Origin of the sequence: Thiemannella venezuelensis (assembly GCF_014203605.1) — a bacterium.
Classification (GTDB): Bacteria; Actinomycetota; Actinomycetes; order Streptosporangiales; family Streptosporangiaceae; genus Planomonospora_A; species Planomonospora_A venezuelensis.
The window spans coordinates 1-5,065 of sequence record NZ_JACHJJ010000061.1 but is presented as its reverse complement, the minus strand read 5'-3'; the positions used below and the strand labels follow the sequence as shown (position 1 = coordinate 5,065).

General features: G+C 76.0%; 2 protein-coding genes. Both read left to right on the top strand.

The window, feature by feature from the left end:
• Window positions 1–836 (top strand): acyl carrier protein (locus FHS22_RS37020; RefSeq protein ID WP_221474608.1); only part of this gene is annotated, 836 nt, incomplete at its 5' end.
• Window positions 826–5,065: type I polyketide synthase (locus FHS22_RS37015; protein ID WP_184948865.1), on the top strand; the 4,240-nt coding region annotated here is incomplete at its 3' end. The genes FHS22_RS37020 and FHS22_RS37015, both read left to right, overlap by 11 nt.

The following is a 5,065-nucleotide window of genomic DNA, read 5'->3' as shown; positions in this document are numbered from 1 at the left end:
CCGGGGGGCTGGGTCCGGCTGATCTTGCTCGCCTGGCCCGGGCCGGGATCGCTCCGTTGAGTGTGGAGCAGGGGTTGGGGTTGTTCGATGCGGCTCTGGCCGGGGACGACGCGGTCGTGGTGGCGGCGCGCTGGGACACGGCGGGGTTGCGTGCCCGGGCCGAGAACGGCGACCTGCCCCCCATGCTGCGCGGCCTCGTCCGTGCCGCACCGCGCCGGTCCGCCGCGAGTCCCGCGACGCCCGCCGCGGCGAGCGGCCCGGAGCCGGGGGAGCGGCTGGCGCTCATGGGAGAGGCCGACGCGCGGGCCCACCTCACCCACCTCGTACGGAGCCACGTGGCGACCGTGCTCGCCCACCCCGGCCCCGAGGCCGTGGACGTGGACCGGGCCTTCAACGAGCTGGGTTTCGACTCCCTGACCGCCGTCGAGCTGCGCAACCGGCTCAACGCCGACACCGGTCTGCACCTGCCCGCCACGGTCGTGTTCGACCACCCCACCGTCACCTCGCTCACGGAGTACCTGTTCACCGCCCTGGCCCCGGACGCCCCCTCGCCGGAGGACGCGCTGCGCGCGGCGGTGGACCAGGCCGAGGCGGCGCTGTCGGCGGCCAACGGCGAGGGGGACGCCGTGCGCCGCCAGCTCGTCGCCATCCTGCAGAGCGCCCTGTCCAGGATCGGCGAGACCGGCGCTGCCGCCGCGGTCACCGCGGGGAACGGCGGCGGGGCCGCAGAAGAGATCGTTTCCGCCTCGGACGAGGAGATCTTCGCCTTGATCGACAACCGGGCCATGACATCACCTCCGCGAACTTCGATGGAAGGGCTTGACCATGGCGAATGAGGCCGAGCTGCGCGCGTACCTGAAGCGGGTGACCGTCGACCTGACGGAGGCCCGCCGGCGGCTGGCCGAGGACGAGGAGCGCCGCCACGAGCCGGTGGCGATCGTCGGGATGGCGTGCCGCTACCCCGGTGGGGTCCGCGGTCCCGAGGAGCTGTGGGAGCTGGTCTCCTCGGGCCGGGACGCGATCGGCGAGTTCCCCGCCGACCGCGGCTGGGACGTGGACGGCCTGTACGATCCCGACCCGGAGGCGGCCGGGAAGACGTACACCCGGCACGGTGGCTTCCTGTACGACGTCGCCGACTTCGACGCGGCCTTCTTCGGGATGAGCCCGCGCAGTGCGCTGGGCACGGACCCGCAGCACCGGATCTTCCTGGAGACGTGCTGGGAGGCGCTCGCGCACGCGGGGATCGACCCGGCGGCCCTGCACGGCACCCGCACCGGCGTCTACGCGGGCAACATGTTCAACGACTACTCCTCCCGGTTCATGCACGGCGCGGTGCCCCCGGCCATGGAGGGGACGCTGCTGTCCTCCAGCACGCCGAGCGTGCTCTCCGGCCGCGTCTCCTACACCTTCGGCCTGGAGGGCCCGTCGCTGACGGTGGACACGGCCTGCTCGTCCTCGCTGGTCACCCTGCATCTCGCGGTGCGGGCACTGCGCCAGGGCGAGTGCTCGCTCGCGCTGGCGGGCGGCGTCACCGTGCTGGCCGCACCGGACTCGTTCGTCGAGTTCTGCCGGCAGCGCGCGCTGTCCCCCGACGGCCGGTGCAAGTCGTTCTCGGCCTCGGCCGACGGCGCCGCCTGGGCCGAGGGCGCCGGGGTGCTGGCGCTGGAGCCGCTGTCGGAGGCGCGCCGCAACGGGCGGCGCATCCTGGCCGTGATCCGCGGCACGGCGATCAACCAGGACGGCGCCAGCAACGGCATGACCGCGCCCAGCGGCCCCGCCCAGGAGCGCGTGATCCAGCAGGCGCTGGCCGACGCCCGGCTCGACACCCGCGACATCGACGTGGTCGAGGCCCACGGCACCGGCACCAGACTGGGCGACCCGATCGAGGCCCAGGCCATCCTCGCCACGTACGGGCGGATGCGTCCGGCCGACCGGCCGGTGTGGCTGGGGTCGGTCAAGTCGAACATCGGTCACACGCAGGCCGCGGCGGGGGTGGCGGGCGTGATCAAGATGGTCATGGCCATGAGGTACGGCGTGCTGCCCCGCACCCTGCACGTCACCGAGCCCAACCCGCATGTGGACTGGTCGGCGGGCGACGTGCGGCTGCTGACCGAGGAGACCGGGTGGCCGCGCGGCGAGCGGCCGCGCCGGGCCGGCGTCTCCTCCTTCGGCATCAGCGGCACCAACGCGCACGCGATCATCGAGGAGTACGCTCCCGAGCCCGAGCCGCCGGTCGCCGCCGTCCTGACCGGTCCGATCGCCTGGCCGGTCAGCGCCCACGGTCCGCGGTCGCTGACGGCCAGGGCCGGGCAGCTGGCCGAGCTGAAGGAAGAGCCGGCCGACGTGGCGCGCACACTGGCCGGCCGGCCGCTCCTCCCGCACCGCGCCGTCGCGCTCGGCCGCGACCGCGCCGCCCTGGCCGCCGCACTGGCCCGCTACGCACGGGGCGAGACGGCTGAGGTGATCGAGGGCGTCGCGGGCGAGCGGCCCCGTGTGGCGTTCCTGTTCACCGGGCAGGGCGGACAGCGGCCCGGGATGGGACGCGAGCTGGCCGCAGGCTCGCCGGTGTTCGCCGCCGCGCTCGACGAGGTCTGCGCGGCCCTCGACCCCCATCTCGACCGGCCGATCCGCGACGTGATGTGGGCCGAGCCCGGCGCCCTCACGTCCGAGCTGCTCAACGACACCGCCTACACCCAGCCCGCGCTGTTCGCCTTCGAGGTGGCCGCGTACCGGCTGCTGGGGGCGCTCGGCCTGACGCCCTCGGCCGTGGCCGGGCACTCGGTCGGCGAGTACGCCGCCGCCCATGTCGCCGGGATCTGGACCCTTCCGGACGCCGCCCGCCTGGTCGCCGCCCGCGGCCGGCTGATGCGCGAGCTGTGCGAGCCGGGCGCGATGGTCGCGGTGAACGCCACCCCCGGCGAGGTCGCCTCCACCCTGGCCGGGCTGGAGGACCGGGTCGGCGTCGCCGCCGTCAACGGCCCCGCCGGCGTGGTGATCTCGGGGGCGGAGGAGCCCTGCCTGGCCGTGGCCGCGTACTGGAAGGCGCAGGGGCGGCGGACCCGCAGGCTGCCGGTCAGCCACGCCTTCCACTCGCCGCTCATGGAGCCGATGCTGGCCGCGTTCGCCGCCGAGCTGGAGACGGCGGCGTTCGGGACGCGGCGCGTGCCCTTCGTCACCGGCATCCCCGGCGACTGGACCGACCCCGGCTACTGGCTGGAGCAGATCAGGCGGCCCGTGCTGTTCCACGCGGCGATCGGCACGCTGGAGGAGTCCGGCGCCCGCATCCTCGTGGAGGTGGGGCCGCAGGCCGTGCTCTCCGGCATGGCGCACGACTGCGTGACCGGCGACGACACGACGATCGCCGCCCTGCACCGGCGCGACCGGGGTGAGGCCGACGGGCTGGTCGCCGGTCTGGCGGCGGCGTGGACGGCGGGGGCGGACGTGGACTGGGCCGCTCTGTCCCCCCGCGGCCGCCCGGTCGACCTTCCGCCGTACCCGTTCGACCGCGAACGCTACTGGCTCGGCCCGCCCGCCCGGGGCGCCGACCTGTCCGCCACCGGACTGCGCGACACCGGCCACCCGCTGCTGGGCGCGGCCGTCGAGCTGGCCGACAACGGCCCGACCGTGCTCACCGGCGTGCTGTCCGTCGCCGACGCGCCCTGGCTGGCCGACCACGCCGTGGGCGGGGCCGTCGTCCTGCCGGGGGCGGCGCTGGCGGACCTGGTGCTGGAGGCGGGCTCGCGGACCGGGTTCGGCCTGGTGGAGGAGCTGATGTTCGAGGCGCCGCTGGTCCTGCCCGAGCGCGGCGGTGTGGCGGTGCAGGTCGTCGTCGAGGCTCCGGACAGCTCCGGCGCCCGCCCCGTACGCGTGCACTCCCGCCCCGCCGACGACCACGAGGCCGGGTGGACCCGCCACCTGTCCGGCGCCGTCGCCGAGGACCGGGACGGCGAGGCCCGCCCCGGATGGGCCGCCGCGTGGCCGCCCGCCGGGGCCGTCCCCGTCGAGGTCGAGGACGGCTACGAGCGGCTGGCCGGGCAGGGTTACGAGTACGGCCCGGCCTTCCAGGGGCTGCGGGCCGTGTGGCGGCACGGCGAGGAGCTGTACGCCGACGTGGCGGTGCCCGAGCACGTGGACGTGGCCGGGTTCGGCATCCACCCGGCCCTGCTGGACTCCATGTTCCACCCGCTGCTGGTGGCCGGCGGCGACGCCGACGGGCTGCGGGTGCCGTTCGAGCTGCGCGGGGTGCGGCTGCTCGCCACCGAGGCCAGGTCCCTGCGGGTACGGCTGGCCAGGACCGGTGACGACGGCTGCGCGATCGAGGCCGCCGACGACTCGGGGCGGCTGGTGTTCTCGCTGGCCTCGGTCCGCACGCGGCCCGTGCCGGGCGGCACGGTGACGCCGGGGCCGGTGTCGTACCGGGTGGACTGGGTGGAGGCGGTCGCCGAGCCCGGCGACGCCGAGTCCGTCGTGATCCCCTGCGCCGGCGGACGCGAGGACGTGCCCGCCGCGCTGCGGCGGCTCGCCGCGCAGGCGCTGGACGCCATTCAGGATCCGCGGCTGGCCGAGTCCCGGCTGATGTTCGTGACCCGGCCCGGCGACGTGGCGGGCGCGGCCGTCTGGGGGCTGGTGCGGTCGGCGCAGACCGAGCAGCCGGGCCGGTTCGTCCTGGCCGAGGTCCCCGACGGGTACGCCGACTGGTCGCGCATCGCGGCCGTCGGCGAGCCGCAGGTCCGCGTCGTGGACGGCCGGATCCTGGTACCCCGCCTGGCCCGCCGCGAGGCTCCGGCCGAACCCGCTCCCGCCCTGTGGGGGACGGTGCTGGTGACGGGTGGTACCGGTGGTCTGGGCGCGCTGGTGGCCCGGCATCTGGTGGCCCGGCACGGTGTGCGTGATCTGCTGCTGGTGTCGCGGCGCGGGCCGCTGGCCCCCGGGGCCGGTGAGCTGGTGGCCGAGCTGGAGGGTCTGGGTGCCCGGGTCGCGGTGGCGGCCTGTGATGTGTCCGATCGTGGGGCTCTCGCCGCGGTGCTGGCCGGTGTCCGGCTGGGTGGGGTGGTGCATGCGGCCG